The organism is Pseudomonas sp. RIT-PI-o (assembly GCF_001297215.1).
Lineage (GTDB): Bacteria > Pseudomonadota > Gammaproteobacteria > Pseudomonadales > Pseudomonadaceae > Aquipseudomonas > Aquipseudomonas moraviensis_A.
This window is the reverse complement of the sequence record NZ_LHPA01000028.1, coordinates 356,802-370,665: the sequence shown is the minus strand read 5'-3', so window position 1 is coordinate 370,665 and position 13,864 is coordinate 356,802. Positions and strand designations below refer to the sequence as shown.

General features: G+C 60.7%; 14 protein-coding genes. 9 read left to right on the top strand and 5 right to left on the bottom strand.

The window, feature by feature from the left end; all coding sequences use genetic code 11:
* Nucleotides 1–4 precede the first annotated feature (4 nt).
* Nucleotides 5–892: a 3-hydroxyisobutyrate dehydrogenase gene (mmsB, locus tag AEQ63_RS20415; RefSeq protein WP_042608810.1), complete on the top strand. Its 888-nt coding sequence runs from the start codon at nucleotides 5–7 to the stop codon at nucleotides 890–892.
* A 495-nt stretch (nucleotides 893–1,387) separates the two neighbouring features.
* Here the strand turns inward: mmsB and AEQ63_RS20410 are convergent, their stop codons facing one another.
* Both AEQ63_RS20410 and AEQ63_RS20405 read right to left on the bottom strand, forming a co-directional pair.
* Nucleotides 1,388–1,738, bottom strand: coding sequence for a cupin domain-containing protein (locus AEQ63_RS20410; RefSeq protein WP_016770579.1), 351 nt, complete (start codon nucleotides 1,736–1,738; stop codon nucleotides 1,388–1,390).
* Nucleotides 1,739–1,780: 42 nt separating this feature from the next.
* The gene (locus AEQ63_RS20405) at nucleotides 1,781–2,719 is read right to left on the bottom strand and encodes a LysR family transcriptional regulator (RefSeq protein WP_064364536.1); all 939 of its coding nucleotides are present in this window, start codon (nucleotides 2,717–2,719) and stop codon (nucleotides 1,781–1,783) included.
* Between the two features lie 215 nt (nucleotides 2,720–2,934).
* On the opposite strand from AEQ63_RS20405, the gene AEQ63_RS20400 reads away from it, so the two are divergent.
* Complete coding sequence (locus AEQ63_RS20400) at nucleotides 2,935–3,699, top strand: sulfite exporter TauE/SafE family protein (RefSeq protein ID WP_064364535.1); 765 nt, start codon at nucleotides 2,935–2,937, stop codon at nucleotides 3,697–3,699.
* Here AEQ63_RS20400 and AEQ63_RS20395 read toward each other — a convergent pair.
* The gene (locus tag AEQ63_RS20395) at nucleotides 3,689–4,003 is read right to left on the bottom strand and encodes a putative quinol monooxygenase (protein WP_064364534.1); all 315 of its coding nucleotides are present in this window, start codon (nucleotides 4,001–4,003) and stop codon (nucleotides 3,689–3,691) included. The genes AEQ63_RS20400 and AEQ63_RS20395 overlap by 11 nt on opposite strands.
* A 181-nt stretch (nucleotides 4,004–4,184) precedes the next feature.
* Between AEQ63_RS20395 and AEQ63_RS20390 the strand changes: the two genes are divergently transcribed.
* From AEQ63_RS20390 to AEQ63_RS20360, 7 genes are all read left to right on the top strand, one after another.
* Nucleotides 4,185–4,775, top strand: a complete 591-nt coding sequence (locus AEQ63_RS20390; protein ID WP_042608814.1) for an NAD(P)H-dependent oxidoreductase — start codon at nucleotides 4,185–4,187, stop codon at nucleotides 4,773–4,775.
* A 126-nt stretch (nucleotides 4,776–4,901) separates the two neighbouring features.
* Nucleotides 4,902–5,813, top strand: a complete 912-nt coding sequence (locus AEQ63_RS20385; RefSeq protein WP_042608815.1) for a LysR family transcriptional regulator — start codon at nucleotides 4,902–4,904, stop codon at nucleotides 5,811–5,813.
* A gap of 103 nt (nucleotides 5,814–5,916) precedes the next feature.
* Nucleotides 5,917–6,810: an NAD-dependent epimerase/dehydratase family protein gene (locus tag AEQ63_RS20380; protein WP_064364533.1), complete on the top strand. Its 894-nt coding sequence runs from the start codon at nucleotides 5,917–5,919 to the stop codon at nucleotides 6,808–6,810.
* A 612-nt stretch (nucleotides 6,811–7,422) separates the two neighbouring features.
* Nucleotides 7,423–8,772, top strand: a complete 1,350-nt coding sequence (locus tag AEQ63_RS20375; protein ID WP_064364532.1) for a GntP family permease — start codon at nucleotides 7,423–7,425, stop codon at nucleotides 8,770–8,772.
* A 16-nt stretch (nucleotides 8,773–8,788) separates the two neighbouring features.
* A complete protein-coding gene (locus AEQ63_RS20370; protein ID WP_042608818.1) occupies nucleotides 8,789–9,649 on the top strand; it encodes a MurR/RpiR family transcriptional regulator in 861 nt (286 codons plus the stop codon).
* A 1-nt stretch (nucleotide 9,650) separates the two neighbouring features.
* Nucleotides 9,651–11,108, top strand: coding sequence for an N-acyl-D-amino-acid deacylase family protein (locus AEQ63_RS20365; protein WP_064364531.1), 1,458 nt, complete (start codon nucleotides 9,651–9,653; stop codon nucleotides 11,106–11,108).
* A gap of 198 nt (nucleotides 11,109–11,306) precedes the next feature.
* A complete protein-coding gene (locus AEQ63_RS20360; RefSeq protein ID WP_064364530.1) occupies nucleotides 11,307–11,675 on the top strand; it encodes a glyoxalase superfamily protein in 369 nt (122 codons plus the stop codon).
* A 250-nt stretch (nucleotides 11,676–11,925) separates the two neighbouring features.
* Here the strand turns inward: AEQ63_RS20360 and AEQ63_RS20355 are convergent, their stop codons facing one another.
* Both AEQ63_RS20355 and gliR read right to left on the bottom strand, forming a co-directional pair.
* Nucleotides 11,926–12,291, bottom strand: coding sequence for a DUF6124 family protein (locus AEQ63_RS20355; RefSeq protein ID WP_064364529.1), 366 nt, complete (start codon nucleotides 12,289–12,291; stop codon nucleotides 11,926–11,928).
* A 476-nt stretch (nucleotides 12,292–12,767) separates the two neighbouring features.
* A complete protein-coding gene (gliR, locus tag AEQ63_RS20350; RefSeq protein WP_064364528.1) occupies nucleotides 12,768–13,784 on the bottom strand; it encodes an AraC family transcriptional regulator GliR in 1,017 nt (338 codons plus the stop codon).
* Nucleotides 13,785–13,864: the final 80 nt, after the last annotated feature.

Below are 13,864 nucleotides of genomic sequence, written 5' to 3'. Positions count from 1 at the left end.
GATCATGAAAATCGCATTTATCGGGCTGGGCAACATGGGCGCGCCGATGGCGCGCAACCTGATCAAGGCTGGCCACTCGCTGAACCTGGTCGACCTGAACAAAACCGTGCTGGCGGAACTGGAGCAACTGGGCGGCACCATTCGCGCTTCGGCGCGCGAGGCGGCGGAAGATGCCGAACTGGTGATCACCATGCTCCCGGCCGCGGTGCATGTGCGCAGTGTCTGGCTGGGTGAAGAGGGCGTGCTCGCCGGCATCCGCCAAGGCGTGCCGGCAGTGGATTGCAGCACCATCGATCCGCAGACCGCCCGCGACGTCGCTGCGGCTGCCGCGAAGCAAGGCGTGGCCATGGCCGATGCGCCGGTCTCCGGCGGAACTGGCGGAGCGACGGCCGGGACCCTGACCTTTATGGTCGGCGCCACCCCGGAACTGTTCGCCACCCTGCAACCGGTGCTGGCGCAGATGGGCCGCAACATTGTGCATTGCGGTGAAGTCGGCACCGGCCAGATCGCCAAGATCTGCAACAACCTGCTGCTGGCGATCTCGATGGTCGGCGTCAGTGAAGCGATGGCTTTGGGCGACGCGCTGGGGATCGACACCGGCGTACTGGCCGGCATCATCAACAGCTCGACCGGCCGCTGCTGGAGTTCGGAGATGTACAACCCGTGGCCGGGCATCGTCGAAACGGCCCCGGCCTCGCGCGGTTATACCGGTGGTTTCGGCGCGGAGCTGATGCTCAAGGATCTGGGGTTGGCGACGGAAGCAGCGCGGCAAGCGCACCAACCGGTGGTGCTCGGCGCGGTGGCGCAGCAGTTGTATCAGGCGATGAGTCAGCGTGGTGATGGCGGGAAAGATTTCTCGGCGATCATCAACAGCTATCGCAAGCCGCAGTAACTGTTCAAAAAACCGAGGTGAAAGGGTTTTTTGTGGCGAGGGAGCTTGCTCCCGCTGGTCTGCGCAGCAGACCTGAACACGGCAAAGGAGGTTCTTCAGAAAAACCGCATTTGCTGAAGTTACGTCTGCTGCGCAGCCGAGCGGGAGCAAGCTCCCTCGCCACGAGTGATCTCACGGCTTTTTGTGCCGCCATCATCAACAGCTACCGCAAGCCGCAGTAACTGTTCAAAAAACTGAAGTAAAAGGTTTTTTGTGGCGAGGGAGCTTGCTCCCGCTGGTCTGCGCAGCAGACCTGAACACGGCAAATGAGGTTCTTCAGAAAAACCGCATTTGCTGAAGTTACGTCTGCTGCGCAGCCGAGCGGGAGCAAGCTCCCTCGCCACAGGTGATCTCACGGCTTTTTTGTGCAGGAAGAAAAAGATCGCAGCCTTCGGCAGCTCCTACATGGGAATGCGTTCCTGTAGGAGCTGCCGAAGGCTGCGATCTTTTGCTTTGTCAGGCGAAGACGAAATACTTGCGCACGGTCTCGACCACTTCCCACGTGCCTTTCATGCCCGGCTCAACCACGAAGATATCGCCGGCGCGCAGGTGAATCGGCGCCATGCCGTCCGGGGTGATCACGCAGTAGCCTTCCTGGAAATGGCAGTACTCCCACTTCACATAATCGACGCGCCACTTGCCCGGCGTGCAGATCCACGTGCCCATGATCTTGCTGCCGTCTTCGCTGGTGTAGGCATTGAGGTTGACGGTGTGCGGGTCGCCTTCGAGTTTTTCCCACTTGCAGGCATCGAGTACCGGCAGCGGGTGAGTGTCGCGCAGAACGGTGATAGGGGCGGTCGCGGTCATGAGGGACTCCGGGCAAGTGGACTTGAGAATTGAAGTCGCACCCTATAGCGCCGGGTTGTCGCTCAGTTGTCTGGGGTCGACATCGGAGTGCTCAGAAACGCGCGCAGCGGTGAGCGCTTGTAACAATGCTTGGGCATAACCCGGCAGCGCGGCGAAGTCTCTCGCGCAGAGCAATAACGTGCGGCGCGCCCACGGTTCATTGAGCGCCACGCATTTGAAGTGTTCGACCTTCGCGCGTTCGACAGCCGCCAACGGCACGATGGCCAGTCCGGCGCCTCGGGCGACCATGCGCATCGCCCCATCGAAGCCATCGGCGCGAATGCGCACCTGCATCCGCGCGCCGCTGTGCAGCGCCTGTTCTTCCAGATAAATCGCCAGTGCGCTGTCGGCACTCAGTCCGACAAAGTCATGCTGCAACGCGTCGCTGAAACTGACCTCGGCGGCGTCAGACAACGGGTGGTCAAGCGGCAGAATCAGCACCAGCGGATCGTCGCGAAAAGCCTGCGTCTGTAGGCCGTTGCTGTCGACCGCGTCGGACACGATGCCCAGATCCGCTGCGCCTTCACGCAAGGCATGGGTGATCCGCGCGCTAGGCAGTTCCTGCAGATCGATGTCCAGATTGGGATGGCTGCGCAGGAAATCCGCGAGCACTTCCGGCAGGTATTCGGTGATCGCCGTGGTGTTGCACAAAAGCCGCACCTGGCCTTTGACGCCTTGTGCGTATTCAGCGAGTTCCTGCTGCAGGCGCTCGGCCTGTTGCATAAGAATGCGCGCGTGGCGGGAGAGGGCTTTCCCGGCGGGCGTCGGGGTGACGCCACGCCGACCACGGTCGAGGAATTCGGCGCCTAGCGAGGCTTCCATCGCGCGGATTCTGGCGCTGGCGGCGGCGAGGGATAGGTGACTGCGCGCGGCACCGGCGGTGATGTTGCCGGTGTCGATGATGTGCAGGTAGAGGCGCAGGTCGGTGAGGTCGAAGTGCATGGGGTTTGCCTCTGGTTTTTGTTGTGTCTGGGCTGGCCTCATCGCGAGCAGGCTCACTCCTACAAGGGATCTGCTGCGAACACAAAACTGTAGGAGTGAGCCTGCTCGCGATAGGGCCAGATGCCCTGATTAAAATATCAGCCTCTTGCAAAGAAAGAGGCAGCCTCAGTATATGGCAGATTTTCACCCGCTCCGGATCAGCGCACATTACCCCAATGCACACGCTAACCGACTTCTACCAAACCCTCGGCCTGACCCTTTCGCTGCTGGTCATCGCCACCTTCATCCTCGCCGGCATGATCAAAGGCGTCATCGGCCTTGGCCTGCCCACCGTTGCCATGGGCCTGCTCGGTCTGGCTATGGCGCCGGCGCAGGCAGCTGCTTTGTTGATCATCCCCGCGACTTTGACCAACCTCTGGCAACTGGCCTTCGGTGGGCATCTGCAAAATTTGCTAAAACGCCTCTGGCCCATGCTGCTGATGATCTTTCTCGGCACCGGCATCGGCACCTTCTGGATTGGCATGGCTGGCGGCCATTGGGTCGTGCGCGGACTGGGTGCGGCGCTGTTGCTGTATGCGTTGAGCGGGCTGTTTCTACCGACGCTGCACGTCAACCCGCGCCATGAGCGCTGGGTTGGTCCGCTGTGTGGCCTGATCACCGGCGTCATCACCTCCGCCACCGGCGTCTTCGTGATTCCGGCGGTGCCGTACCTGCAAGCAATGGGTCTGAGCCGCGATGAGCTGGTGCAGGCGCTCGGTCTGTCCTTCACAGTTTCGACCCTGGCGCTGGCGCTCGGGCTGCTCTGGCACGGCGCCCTCGGCGGGGGTGAATTGAGCGCCTCGCTGCTGGCGCTGATCCCGGCCATGCTCGGCATGTGGCTCGGCCAATGGCTGCGTCAGCGCATCAGTGCGGCGCTGTTCAAGCGGGTGTTCTTTATCGGACTGGGCGCGCTCGGCGCCCATTTGCTGATCAGCGGCTAGCCGACGATTCGCTGAGCATGTCGATCGCGCGGATATCGAAATCGCGCTCCAGATACTCCATGCGTTTGGCGAAGAACGCTTTCATGTGCGGCAACGCTGAGTGCACATCCAGATGCGCCTGGCTTGCCCAGATCTCGTAGAAGATAAACAGCGTCGGATCCTGCTTGTCGCGCAGCATGTGGTACTCGATGCAGCCCGGTTCGGCGCGGCTCGGCTCGACATAGGCGCGGAACAGCGCTTCGAACTCGGCGGCTTTTTCCGGGCGGATCTTGGCGTGCAGGATGAAACCCTGACGTTCACTCATCGCAACTTCCTCGAATGCAGAAAGCGCCGAATGTTACGGCAACAATTGGCTGTCGATTCGTGCGTTTTGATCAAATGTATTTTGCGCTGACATGGCTGTTTCCGCGCGAGGTCGATGGTTAATCTGCCGCCATTCCATTTAATGTTGCTACCAGCCCCAAGGGCTGCGCCGAGGTTTTCCGATGAAAAAAGTCCTGTTGCTCAATGGCGGTAAAAAATTCGCACACTCCGATGGCCGCTACAACACCACCCTGCACGAAACCGCGCTGAGCGTGCTCGATCGCGGCGGTGTCGACGTCAAGACCACCTTCATTGATGAGGGCTACGACGTTGCGGAAGAAGTGGCGAAATTCCTCTGGGCCGACGTGATCATTTATCAAATGCCGGGCTGGTGGATGGGCGCGCCGTGGACGGTGAAAAAGTACATCGACGAAGTCTTCACTGAAGGCCACGGCAGCCTCTACGCCAGCGACGGTCGCACCCGTTCCGATGCCTCGCAGAAGTACGGCAGTGGCGGTCTGATTCAGGGCAAGCAATACATGCTGTCGCTGACCTGGAACGCGCCGCAGCAAGCCTTCGATGACCCGACGGATTTCTTCGAAGCCAAAGGCGTAGACGCGGTGTACTTCCCGTTCCACAAGGCCAACGAATTTCTGGGCATGACCGCGCTGCCGACCTTCCTCTGCGTTGACGTGATGAAGCGTCCAAATATCGAGAATGATGTGGTGCGCTATGAGCAGCATCTGACTGAGGTGTTTGGCCTCAAGGCTTGAGGCTTTCAGGCTAATATCGGGGTCACAGCAAAAGATCGCAGCCTTCGGCAGCTCCTACAGGGGGAATGCATTCCAATGTAGGAGCTGCCGCAGGCTGCGATCTTGGCGATTTCAAAGAGGGAACCCGTGAAAGCCAGATCCGATGAGTTGCAGATTTTCGTCTGCGTGATCGAATGCGGTTCGATTTCCGCCGCCGCCGAGCAGGTCGGGCAGACGCCGTCGGCGGTGAGCCGCACGCTGTCCCGGCTCGAAGCCAAACTCGACACCACGCTGATCAACCGCACCACGCGGCGCATGGACCTGACCGAGGAGGGCAAGTATTTCTTCGAACAGGCCAAGCTGATCCTCGATCAGATGGATCAACTCGAAGAACGCCTGTCCTCGCGCCAGCAGACTCCGTCCGGACGTTTGCGCATCAACGCCGCCTCGCCGTTCATGCTCCACGCCATCGTCCCCTACATCGACGAGTTCCGGCAGTTGTATCCGGACATTCAGCTCGAACTCAACAGCAATGACCTGATCATTGACCTGCTGGAACAAAGCACCGACGTCGCCATCCGCATCGGCACCCTCGCCGATTCGACGCTGCACGCGCGTTCGCTCGGCTGCAGTCCGTTGCTGATTGTTGCCAGCCCTGCTTACCTAAAAAAACACGGCGCGCCCCGGCAGGTCGCAGACCTGAGTGAACACACGCTGCTCGGCTTCACCCAGAACGAAGGCCTCAACCAATGGCCGCTGCGCTTTGTGCATGGCGATCGCTGGCCGATCACCCCGGCGATCAGCGCCTCCAGCGGCGAGACCGTGCGTCATTTGGTGCTGGAAGGGCAGGGCATCGCTTGTCTGTCGCACTTCATGACCATCGACGATATCCGCGCCGGACGCCTGAAAGTCCTGCTCGGCGAATTCAACAGCGGCTACCGCCAGCCGATCAACGCGGTGTACTACCGCAACTCGCAGCTGGCGTTGCGCATCCAGTGCTTCCTCGACTTTATCCAGGGCAAACTCGCCGCCTACGCCAGCGCCGAATTCAAGGGCTGATTCGTGATCCCTGCGCAAGAGTGAATTGGCCGAGGGCGGGTTTTTCGCCGGGTTTCATCGGCCGATACTCGTTGCATCACTTATTCACGCAGGGAGTTACTCCATGAATATTTTCGTTACCGGCGCGGCCGGTTTTATCGGCGGTTCCCTCCCCCCCGGCCTGGTTCAGGCCGGGCACAAGGTTACTGGTCTGGTGCGCAGCGCCGAGCAGGCTGACGAACTTAAAGCGCTGGGCATGAACGCGGTAATCGGCACCCTCGATGACAGCCAGTTGCTGGCGGAACAGGCGCGTGCTGCCGATGCGGTGATCAACGCGGCCAGCAGCGATCATCGCGGCGCGGTTGAAGCGTTGCTCGACGCTTTGCGCGGTTCCAATAAAGTCTTTCTGCACACCAGCGGTTCGAGCATCGTCGGCGATGCGTCCGGCGGCAAATCCAGCGACGTCATCTACTTCGAAGACAACCTGCCGGAACCGACCGTCGATAAAGCCGATCGCGTGGCCATCGACAACCTGGTGCTCGCGGCGGCGAAGGATGGAGTGAACTCGGCGGTGATCTGCAACACCTTGATTTACGGCCACAGCCTGGGCGTCAAACGCGACAGCGTGCAATTGCCGCGACTGCTGAAACAGGCGCGCAAGAGCGGCGTGGTGCGCCACGTTGGCAGCGGCCAGAACATCTGGTCCAACGTGCACATCGAGGACGTCGTCGCCCTGTATCTGCTGGCGCTGACCAGGAATGTGCCGGGCACTTTCTACTTCGTTGACAGCGGTGAAGCGTCGTTCATCGACATGACCACCGCCATGGCCGAAGCCCTGAACCTGGGCAAACCGCAAGACTGGCCACTGCAAGACGCCGAAGCCGAATGGGGCTATGAAATGGCCAACTACGGCCTCGGCTCCAACAGCCGCGTACGCGGCAAACACGCCCGCGAACTGCTGGGCTGGACGCCGAAACGCACGTCGGTGGTTGAATGGATTCGTAGCGAAATGGTGTGAGTCCAGCGCGCACCGAGTGAAGCCATTCGCGAGCAGGTGACCGCGTTCTGTCTGGAGGAATGCGATCAAAAACTGTAGGAGTGAGCCTGCTCGCGATAGCGTCGTGTCAGTCAAATGATCTTGTTTTGACCCACCGCAATCGCGAGCAGGCTCACTCCTACAGGGTTGAACGCGTTCTGCCTGAAGGAATGCGATCAAAAACTGTAGGAGTGAGCCTGCTCGCGATTGCGTCGTGTCAGTCAGAGAATCCTGTTTTGACCCACCGCAATCGCGAGCAGGCTCACTCCTACAGGTTGGCCCTGTTCTGCCTGGAGGAATGCGACCAAAAACTGTGGGAGCGAGCCTGCTCGCGAATGCGGTGGGTCAGTCAATGAAGATGTTGGATGTGATGAAGCCTTCGCGAGCAGGCTCGCTCCCACAGGTTTATGTGGTGATCTGGAAAGGCATGAAAATCCCGCCCCGCAATTTTCATTAATCACGACGGCACATACTCACCTGCGACACACCTTGTCTCTCCACGAAAATTACTTTCATGCGGTTTGAAATCTCTATCTCGAAATGATTTATGAGTTTCACAACCCATTCGAACGTGACCCTTTCGAGGAGTACCGCATGACGCCTTCCTTCGGCTATTGGCTGCTGGTATATGCCGCCGTGGCCATTATTGCGCTGATCGTGTTGATCGCCCGTTACCGGCTCAATCCGTTCATTGTCATCACCCTGATTTCCCTGGGCCTGGCGCTGGTGGCCGGGATGCCGCCGTCGGCTGTGGTCGGTGCGTATGAGGCCGGTGTCGGCAAGACGCTGGGGCATATTGCGCTGGTGGTGGCGTTGGGGACGATGCTCGGCAAGATGATGGCCGAGTCCGGTGGCGCCGAGCAGATGGCGCGGACGCTGATCGAGCGATTCGGTGAGAAGAACGCGCATTGGGCGATGGTCTGCATCGCGTTTCTGGTCGGCTTGCCGCTGTTCTTCGAAGTCGGTTTCGTCCTGCTGGTGCCAATCGCCTTCACCGTCGCCCGCCGCGTTGGCGTGTCGATTCTGATGGTCGGTCTGCCGATGGTTGCCGGGCTCTCGGTGGTGCATGCGCTGGTCCCACCGCACCCGGCGGCGATGCTCGCGGTGCAGGCCTATCAGGCCTCGGTCGGGCAGACCTTGCTGTACGCCATCGCGATCGGCATTCCGACCGCGATCATCGCCGGCCCGCTGTACGCGAAATTCATCGTGCCGCGCATTCAATTGCCGGCGGACAATCCCCTGGAAAAGCAATTTCTCGACCGCGAACCGCGCGACAAACTGCCGGGTTTCGGCATCACCATGGCGACCATTCTGCTGCCGGTGGTGCTGATGCTGATCGGCGGCTGGGCCAACCTGATTTCCATACCCGGCAGCGCGTTCAACCAGTTCCTGTTGTTCATCGGCAACTCGGTGATCGCGCTGCTGCTGGCGACCTTGCTGAGCTTTTGGACGCTGGGCATCGCCCAAGGCTTCAACCGCGAATCGATCCTCAAGTTCACCAACGAATGCCTCGCACCCACCGCCAGCATCACCTTGCTGGTCGGCGCTGGCGGCGGCTTGAACCGGATTCTGGTGGATGCCGGCGTCACCGATCAGATCGTCGGCCTCGCTCACGAATTTCACCTGTCGCCGCTGATCATGGGCTGGCTGTTTGCCGCGCTGATGCGCGTTGCCACCGGTTCTGCAACCGTGGCGATGACCACCGCATCAGGTGTTGTCGCGCCGGTGGCCATCGGTCTGGGCTATCCACACCCTGAGCTTTTGGTACTGGCGACTGGCGCCGGCTCGGTTATCTTTTCCCACGTCAACGACGGCGGCTTCTGGTTGATCAAGGAATACTTCAACATGACGGTCGCACAGACGTTCAAGACCTGGACCGTGCTCGAGACATTGATCTCGCTGGTCGCTTTCGCCCTGACCGTCGGCCTTTCCTACCTGCTGTAACCGGAGCCCGCCGCCCATGGACATCCTCTACCAGATCCGCGCCCGCCAGGATTCCTTCAGCGCCGGCGAGGGCCGCATCGCTCGGCTGATGCTCGACGATGTCGGCTTTGCCGCGAGCGCCAGCCTCGAAGACCTCGCGCAACGCGCCGAAGTCAGCACCGCTACGCTGTCGCGTTTTGCCCGCACGGTTGGCTGCCGCGACCTGCGTGACCTGCGCCTGCAACTGGCCCAGGCCAGCGGCGTGGGCAGCCGTTTTCTCGACCCGGCGGGCACGCCTGAGCAGTCGGCGTTCTACGGGCAAATCGTCGGCGACATCGAAACCACCCTGCGTCAGCATCTGGCCGGTTTCGACGAATCGCGTTTTGCCGATGCGGTGAAATTGCTCAGCCAGGCGCGGATGATTCATGCGTTCGGCATGGGCGGTTGCTCGACCCTGTGCAGCGATGAATTGCAGGTGCGTCTGGTGCGCCTCGGTTACCCGATCGCCGTGTGTCATGACGCGGTGATGATGCGCGTCACCGCCGCCAGCCTCAATGCCGAGCAAGTGCTGATCGTCTGCTCGCTGACCGGCATCACCCCGGAGCTTTTGGAAACGGTCGAACTGGCGCGCAACTACGGCGCGCGCATCCTCGCCATCACTCGCGGCGATTCACCACTGGCGGAACTGGCCGACGTCGTCCTGCCCCTGCAAGGCGCGGAAACCTCGTTCATCTACAAACCCACGGCGGCGCGCTACGGCATGCTGCTCGCTATCGACGTGCTCGCCACCGAGCTGGCGCTGGCCAGCCCTGAAGACAATCAAGAACGTCTGCGGCGAATCAAACTCGCCCTCGACGAATACCGTGGCGGCGACGATCACCTGCCGCTGGGAGACTGACATGCAGTACGACACCCTGATCCGCAACGCCGTGGTCATCGACGGCAGCAACACGCCGGGCTACCGCACAGACGTGGCGATTCTCAATGGTCGCATCGAGCGTATCGGCGATCTGCCTGACGCCCGCGCCACCGAAGAAATCGACGCCGCCGGCCGGGTGCTGGCGCCGGGTTTCATCGACGTGCACACCCACGACGACACCGTGGTCATCCGCCAGCCCGAGATGCTGCCCAAGCTCAGCCAAGGCGTGACCACGGTGATTGTTGGCAACTGCGGGATCAGCGCTTCGCCAGTGAGTTTGAAGGGCAATCCGCCGGATCCGATGAACCTGCTCGGCACTGCCGCAGCGTTTATTTATCCACGTTTCAGCGACTATCGCGCCGCCGTCGAAGCGGCCAACCCCACGCTGAATGTCGCCGCGCTGGTCGGCCACACGGCGCTGCGCAGCAATCACCTCGACGACTTGTTGCGCACCGCAACGCCCACTGAAATCACTGCGATGCGCGAGCAGTTGCGCGACAGCCTCGAAGCCGGCGCATTGGGTTTATCCACAGGCCTGGCCTACGCCAGCGCCTTCAACGCGTCCACCGATGAGGTCATGCAACTGACCGAAGAACTGACGGCGTTCGGCGCGGTGTACACCACCCATTTGCGCAGCGAATTCGCCCCGGTGTTGGAGGCGATGGACGAAGCATTTCAGATCGGCCGGCATGCGCGATCGCCGGTGATCATTTCCCACCTCAAATGCGCCGGCGTCGGTAATTGGGGCCGCAGTCCGCAATTGCTCGCAGCCTTGGAAGAAGCAGCGAAAACTCACCCGGTCGGCTGCGACTGCTACCCGTACGCGGCGAGTTCCTCGACTCTGGATTTGAAGCAAGTCACCGACGCCCACCGCATCACCATCACCTGGTCGACACCGCACCCGGAAGTCAGCGGGCGCGACCTGATCGACATTGCTGGTGAATGGAAATTGTCGCTGGAAGAAACCGCGAAACGTCTGCAACCGGCCGGGGCGGTGTATTACGGCATGGATGAGGCGGATGTACGAAGAATCCTCGCCCATCCGCTGTCGATGGTCGGATCTGACGGACTGCCGGAAGACCCGTTCCCGCATCCGCGCCTGTGGGGCGCTTTCCCACGGGTGCTCGGCCATTTCAGTCGCGATGTCGGCCTGTTTCCGCTGCACACTGCCGTGCACAAGATGACCGGCCTGTCGGCGGCGCGTTTTGGCTTGCAGGAAAGAGGCGAGATTCGTGCAGGACATTGGGCGGATCTGGTGTTGTTCGATCCGCACACCGTGCGCGATGTGGCCGATTTCAACGATCCGCAGCGCGCGGCGCAGGGGATTGACGGGGTTTGGGTCAACGGCGTGTTGAGCTATCGCGACGGCCGGGCAAATGGGAGCAGGGCAGGGCGGTTTCTGGCTCGCGAAGGTGATTTGCGAGAAGGGTTTCGTTGAGTCGAATGACGCCAAAAGATCGCAGCCTTCGGCAGCTCCTACAGGAGATCGCATTCCAATGCAGGAGCTGCCGAAGGCTGCGATCTTTTGATCTGTGTCTCATAGTGGCACTGTGCAATTAAAGAAAGCCATCAACAGGCCGATTTGCTGACATCCTCCCCGTCTACACTGTGGGGCCAATCAGTCAGGGAGCACCCCATGAGCTTCGGCAAAACCACCCCGATCCTGCGGATCTTCGATGAGGCCAAGGCTGTAGAGTTTTACGTCGATTTTCTCGGTTTCAAGATCGACTGGCAGCATCGCTTCGAAGCGAATTTTCCGCTGTATCTGCAGGTGTCGCGGGGCGAGTGTGTGCTGCATCTGTCCGAGCATCACGGCGATGCCTGCCCGGGTTCGGCGCTGCGTATCGAAACCGATGAGCTGGAGGTGTTTCAGCAGCAGTTGATGGCCAAGGATTACAAGTTTTCCCATCCGCAGATTCAGGCGATGCCGTGGGGCAGTCAGGACATGACCATCGCTGATCCGTTTGGTAATCGGTTGGTGTTTACCAATGCGATCAGTCTTTGATCTGCATGCCTGAGATCAAAAGCCCCTCACCCTAGCCCTCTCCCGGAGGGAGAGGGGACCGACCGAGTTGCCCGTGCTTCAAACGTCGACCTGAACGACCGTGTCGAATATGGATTCACAGCGATCATTTCTGGTCGGCGTATTTCGTGAGCATCGCACGGTCGGCCCCCTCTCCCTCTGGGAGAGGGCTGGGGTGAGGGCAACCCCTGACACCCCATAAAACCCGCCCGCAACGCATCCCCAAAAATCCTCAATCAGTCGGCACCAACCGATCCAGCACGCGATTCACTGCCATCTCCGCAACCATCACAATCTGCGCAATGCCCTGCAACGTCTTGCGTTGCGCTCCGTTCACCAGCCCCGCCTGATCGTTGAGCATCACCGTCGCCGACCCCAGGGTTTCGCAGGCGTCCGCCAGCAGCGATTCGTTGTCGGCGTCGGGATTGGCCATGTAAAGCGTGTTGGGTTTGTAGGGCGGGGCCATGAATTCAGCGCTGGATGGGCCGAGGTAATGATCGAGGGCGCGGTCGGCGGCTTCGTGGAATTTCTTGGAATCGGGGGATTCGTAGGGGGATGCCGGGTCGGTGGTTGGCGGGTTTGGGGTTACTTTGAACATATCCAGATCCTCATTTTGGCTGGCCACCGCTTCCCTACTAAAGGAAGTGGAGGCAGCTGTGCGCAGGTTAGTAGACCGGGGATCTGGGAAACCGGCGCGCCCGAGGGCGCCCTGCGCACAGCCACCATGAAGTTCAGGCGAGACCTGACTGTCTGATGAACTATGCACCCCAAATACTCCGGGCTACTAAACCCGATCACTGATGGGCAGTGACGCAATCACAGTAGCGATGAGGTCTGGGGCGCACAAGCCGGCGGATTCTGGCGCAGGCGTAGGCAGCGGCGCAAGGAATTGTGGGTGGTTTCGCGGAATACCGGGTTGATTTAAACAGCTGCGGCAAAGCTTGTTTAAGCGGTGTAGCGGCTGGCCTCATCGCGAGCAGGCTCACTCCTACAGTTGATCTTCGGTGTACGCGGATTTTGCATACGCCAAAAATCCCTGTAGGAGTGAGCCTGCTCGCGATAGGGACCGCACATTCACCGCCGATTCCGCAACCGAAACTCCCCCGGCGGCATCCCGCGCCAGCTCTTGAACGTGCGATGAAACGAGCGCGGTTCGGTAAAGCCCAGATACTGCGCAATGTCCTGAATCGGCAACGTGCTATTAAGCAAATAGTGCTCCGCCAACTCCTGACGCAGCTCATCGAGAATCTGCTGATACGACGTCCCGGCCTGCTGCAATTGCCGCTGCAACGTGCGCACCGACACGCTGAGCTGCTCCGCCACTTGCTCCTTGCGCGGCAAGCCCTCCTTGAGCAAACCGCGCAGGATGTTTTTCACCTGCTGCGCCAGCGACGCCTCTTCCAGCGTCGCCAGCAAACCCATCGCGTGTTCTTCCAGGGTTCGCAGCAATTGCGCATCGGCCTGACGCAGCGGCAGCTGCAAATACGCCAGCGGCACCACCAGCGCCGAATACGCCTGATCGAACCGCACCGGGCAACCGAAAAACGCCTCGTACTCGGCCAGCGTCAACTCATCCGGCCGCGCATGCTCCAGCCATACGCAGGCCGGCGACAGCTGCGTGTCGGCGATCCAACGCGCGTAGTGCAGCCACGAACCGAGCACATTTTCCACCAGATGCCGACGAATCCGTGGCTGCTCGTAGCGACAATTCCAGATCAGATGCACGTGATCATCCTGCACCTCGGCGCGGCTGACGCCCATATCACCGACGAGTTTTTCGAATGGCATGATCCGGCTCATCGCATCGCCCAGCGTCGCGCAATTCATGGTGATGTAACCGAGCACGCTCCATGAATTGGGCAGGACGAAATTTGCCGCGTGCAGCCCGAACAAGCCATCGCCCGAGTGCTCGCAGAAATAGTCCAGCAAGCGCTCGTGAACCTCACCCGGCAGGCGCAAGGTGTTGTCGCTCAACTGCTGCGCCTGCAACCCGGCCGCCGCCAACGCAGGCTCGATGGCCATGCCCAACTGTTCGGCATGGCGCAGGTATTTGAGCAGCGGCGGAACGGAAGTGAAGCCGAGCGATGGCATGGTCGCGGTCCTTTGATCGACGGCGCGTGAGCGAATGAATGCCGCAAGGTAAGTGGATTGCCCGGCGAAAGTAAATGCCC

What these genes read in the sequence shown, in the direction of transcription:
- mmsB (WP_042608810.1), top strand. Translation starts at nt 5, where the DNA reads ATGAAAATCGCATTTATCGGGCTGGGCAACATGGGCGCGCCGATGGCG.
- AEQ63_RS20410 (WP_016770579.1), bottom strand. Translation starts at nt 1,738, where the DNA reads ATGACCGCGACCGCCCCTATCACCGTTCTGCGCGACACTCACCCGCTG.
- AEQ63_RS20405 (WP_064364536.1), bottom strand. Translation starts at nt 2,719, where the DNA reads ATGCACTTCGACCTCACCGACCTGCGCCTCTACCTGCACATCATCGAC.
- AEQ63_RS20400 (WP_064364535.1), top strand. Translation starts at nt 2,935, where the DNA reads ATGCACACGCTAACCGACTTCTACCAAACCCTCGGCCTGACCCTTTCG.
- AEQ63_RS20395 (WP_064364534.1), bottom strand. Translation starts at nt 4,003, where the DNA reads ATGAGTGAACGTCAGGGTTTCATCCTGCACGCCAAGATCCGCCCGGAA.
- AEQ63_RS20390 (WP_042608814.1), top strand. Translation starts at nt 4,185, where the DNA reads ATGAAAAAAGTCCTGTTGCTCAATGGCGGTAAAAAATTCGCACACTCC.
- AEQ63_RS20380 (WP_064364533.1), top strand. Translation starts at nt 5,917, where the DNA reads ATGAATATTTTCGTTACCGGCGCGGCCGGTTTTATCGGCGGTTCCCTC.
- AEQ63_RS20375 (WP_064364532.1), top strand. Translation starts at nt 7,423, where the DNA reads ATGACGCCTTCCTTCGGCTATTGGCTGCTGGTATATGCCGCCGTGGCC.
- AEQ63_RS20370 (WP_042608818.1), top strand. Translation starts at nt 8,789, where the DNA reads ATGGACATCCTCTACCAGATCCGCGCCCGCCAGGATTCCTTCAGCGCC.
- AEQ63_RS20365 (WP_064364531.1), top strand. Translation starts at nt 9,651, where the DNA reads ATGCAGTACGACACCCTGATCCGCAACGCCGTGGTCATCGACGGCAGC.
- AEQ63_RS20360 (WP_064364530.1), top strand. Translation starts at nt 11,307, where the DNA reads ATGAGCTTCGGCAAAACCACCCCGATCCTGCGGATCTTCGATGAGGCC.
- AEQ63_RS20355 (WP_064364529.1), bottom strand. Translation starts at nt 12,291, where the DNA reads ATGTTCAAAGTAACCCCAAACCCGCCAACCACCGACCCGGCATCCCCC.
- gliR (WP_064364528.1), bottom strand. Translation starts at nt 13,784, where the DNA reads ATGCCATCGCTCGGCTTCACTTCCGTTCCGCCGCTGCTCAAATACCTG.